General features: G+C 71.2%; 2 protein-coding genes. Both read left to right on the forward strand.

All coding sequences use genetic code 11. The features are described from left to right. Window positions 1-1,344, forward strand: a 1,344-nt coding sequence (locus ACFFII_RS17445) for a DUF6504 family protein (protein ID WP_377700146.1), incomplete at its 5' end; no start/stop codon positions are given. Next, window positions 1,341-3,657, forward strand: a 2,317-nt coding sequence (locus ACFFII_RS17450) for an error-prone DNA polymerase (RefSeq protein WP_377700147.1), incomplete at its 3' end; no start/stop codon positions are given. The genes ACFFII_RS17445 and ACFFII_RS17450, both read left to right, overlap by 4 nt.

Genomic DNA, 3,657 nt, shown 5'->3' on the forward strand with positions numbered 1-3,657 from the left:
ATGCCGGTCGCCACCGCGCAGGCGCTGGTGCCCGGCCTCGTCGTCGTGCCCGCCGATCCCGCGGCCGATGCTGCCAGCCTCGAGCGCCTGGCCGTCTGGGTTATGCAGCGGCTCTCGCCGGTGGTGGCCGCCGATCCCCCCGACGGACTTGTTCTCGACACGACCGGCGCCGATCACCTGCAGGGCGGCGAGGCGGCCATGCTGGAGGCGCTGGTCGGGCGGCTGGTGATGTCGGGTGTCGCGGCCCGTGCGGCGGTCGCCGACACCTGGGGGGCAGCCCATGCCCTGGCGCGCCACGGCGCCGCGCCCACTCTCGTTGCGGCCCCCGGCGCGGCCGAGGTTGCACTGGCACCCCTGCCCCTCCGGGCCCTGCGGCTTCCACCCGCTACCGTCGCCGGGTTGCACACCCTCGGCTTCACCCGCATCGGCGACCTGCTGGGGCAGCCCCGCGCACCGCTGACCCGCCGCTTCGGCCCGGGCCTCTGGCGCAGGATCGACCAGGCCCTGGGCACGGCCGCCGAACCCATCGAGCCTGTCCGCCCCGACGGCCTCGTCGAGGTGCGCCGCGTCTTCGCCGAACCCATCGCCGCCGCCGAGACCATCGCCAGGTATATTGGCAAGCTCGTCGTGGCCTTGTGCGCGCAGATGGAGGAACGGGGCCTTGGCGTCCGCCGGCTCGATCTCCTCTGCCACCGCATCGACAACCAGGTGCAGACGGTGCGGATCGGCCTCGCCCGGCCGGTCCGCGACCCGCAGCCGCTGACCCGGCTCCTCTGCGCCCGCATCGAGACCATCGACCCAGGCTATGGCATCGAGATCATGGTGCTGGCGGCCACCCTGGCCGAGCCGCTGGAGGCCCGGCAGGCCGCGAGCCTGCTGGAGGCGCCTGCGCCCGATCTGGCCGGGCTGATCGACACCCTGGCGAACCGCGTCGGCGCCGGGGCCGTCTACCGCATCGTGGCCGTCCCCAGCGACGTGCCCGAGCGATCCGTGCGCCGCATCCCGGCCTTGGCCGAGGACGCGGGCGACGGGTGGCCGAGCCACTGGCCTCGTCCTGCGCGCCTCCTGCCCCGCCCCGAGCCCATCGAGACCCTGGCGCTCCTGCCTGACCACCCGCCCGCGTGGTTCGCCTGGAAGGGCGTGCGGCGGCGCGTGCGCCGCGCCGACGGGCCGGAGCGCATCTTCGGGGAATGGTGGACGCGCGATGCCGAGCGGACGGCGGTGCGCGACTACTTCCGGGTCGAGGACGACGCCGGCGAGCGCTACTGGATCTACCGCGCGGGCGACGGCGAGGACGCCGCCACCGGGTCGCACCGCTGGTTCCTCCACGGGATCTTCGGATGAGCGGGCCGCGCTACGCCGAACTGCAGGTCACCTCGCAGTTCTCCTTTCTGCGCGGGGCCTCCTCGGCCGAGGAACTGTTCGCCACAGCCGCCGCCATGGGGATCGCGGCCCTGGCGGTGACCGACCGCAACAGCCTCGCCGGGATCGTGCGGGCGCACGAGGCGGCGAAGGCCACCGGCCTGCGGCTCATCGTGGGCTGCCGGCTGGACCTGGCCTGCGGCATGGCGGTGCTGGCCTATCCCACCGACCGGGCCGCCTATGCGCGCCTCTGCCGCCTCCTCACCCTCGGCAAGGGGCGAGCCGGCAAGGGCAAGTGCCATCTCGACTGGTCCGATCTCGCCGCCCATGCCGAGGGGCTGATCGCCGTCCTGGTGCCGGACTTGGCCGACGAGGCCTGCGGGATGCGCCTGCGCCGCCTGCGCGAGGCCTTCGGGGACCGGGCCTACCTGGCCCTGACCCTGCGCCGGAGGCCCAACGACCAGCTGCGGCTGCATGAGCTTGCGACGCTCGCCGCCCGCATGCGGGTGTCGACGGTGGTCACCAACGATGTGCTCTACCACGAGCCCTCGCGCCGCATCCTCCAGGACGTGGTCACCGCCATCCGCCACACCACCACCGTCGAGGCCTTGGGCCTGCGCCGCGAGCGCCATGCCGACCGCCATCTCAAGCCGCCCGCCGAGATGCACCGCCTCTTCACGCGCACCCCCGAGGCTCTGGCCCGCACGCTCGAGATCGCCGACCGCTGCCGCTTCTCGCTGGACGAACTCCGCTACCAGTATCCCGAGGAACGCGACGACCCGGCACTCACCCCGCAGGAGACGCTGGAGCGGCTCACCTGGGAGGGTGCAGCCTGCCGCTACCCGGAGGGCGTCCCTGACGAGGTGGCGGCCACCTTGGCGCACGAGTTGCGGCTGATCGGCAGACTTGCCTATGCCCCCTACTTTCTGACGGTCCACAGCATCGTCCGCTTCGCCAGGTCGAACGGGATCCTCTGCCAAGGGCGCGGGTCGGCCGCGAACTCGGCGGTGTGCTATGTCCTCGGCATCACCTCGATCGACCCCGGCCGCAACGACCTCCTTTTCGAGCGCTTCGTCTCCGAGGAGCGGCACGAGCCGCCGGACATCGACGTCGACTTCGAGCATGAGCGCCGCGAGGAGGTCATCCAGTGGATCTACGGTAACTACGGCCGCGACCGTGCCGCGCTTTGCGCCACCGTCATCCGCTACCGGGCCAAGGGGGCACTCAGGGACGTGGGCAAGGCGGTCGGCCTGCCGGAAGACCTGATCCGCGCCCTGTCCTCGCAGATCTGGGCCTGGTCGGAGGAGGGCGTCACCGACACCCAGATCCGCGAGTTGAACCTCGATCCCACCGATCGCCGCATCCGCCTGACCATGGAATTGGCGGCCCAGCTTCACGGCGCGCCGCGGCACCTCAGCCAGCATCCCGGCGGCTTTGTCCTGACCCATGACCGGCTCGACGATCTGGTGCCGATCGAGCCCGCGGCCATGGAGGGGCGCCAGATCATCGAATGGGACAAGGACGACATCGACGCGCTCCGCTTCATGAAGGTCGATGTGCTGGCCCTGGGCATGCTCAGCTGCATGCGGCGCGGACTGGACCTTCTGGCCGATCACAAGGGCATCCGTCACGATCTGGCGACGATCCCGCCCGAAGACCCCCGCACCTATGCCATGATCCGGCGCGCCGACACGCTCGGCACCTTCCAGATCGAAAGCCGCGCGCAGATGGCGATGCTGCCGCGGATGCAGCCCCGCACCTTCTACGACCTCGTCATCCAGGTCGCCATCGTGCGCCCCGGCCCGATCCAGGGCGACATGGTCCATCCTTATCTGCGCCGGCGGGCCAATCCCAAGCTGGTGGACTATCCCACCCCCGAGCTGAAGGATGTCCTGCACAAGACCCTCGGCGTGCCCCTGTTCCAGGAACAGGCCATGCGCGTCGCTATTGTCTGCGCGGGCTTCACGCCCGGGGAGGCGGATCTCCTGCGCAAGTCCATGGCCACCTTCAAGTTCACCGGCGGCGTCTCGGCCTTCCGCGACAAGCTCGTCTCCGGCATGGTCGCGAAGGGATACGATCCCGACTTCGCCGAGCGCACCTTCCGCCAGCTGGAGGGCTTCGGCTCCTACGGCTTTCCCGAAAGCCATGCCGCTTCCTTCGCGCTGATCGCCTATGCCTCGGCCTGGCTGAAGTGCTGGCACCCCGACGTCTTCTGCGCGGCGCTCCTGAACAGCCAGCCCATGGGATTCTACGCACCCGCGCAGATTGTGCGCGACGCCCGCGACCACGGCGTCG

Origin of the sequence: Paracoccus niistensis (assembly GCF_042432925.1) — a bacterium.
In the GTDB taxonomy this organism is placed as follows: domain Bacteria; phylum Pseudomonadota; class Alphaproteobacteria; order Rhodobacterales; family Rhodobacteraceae; genus Paracoccus; species Paracoccus niistensis.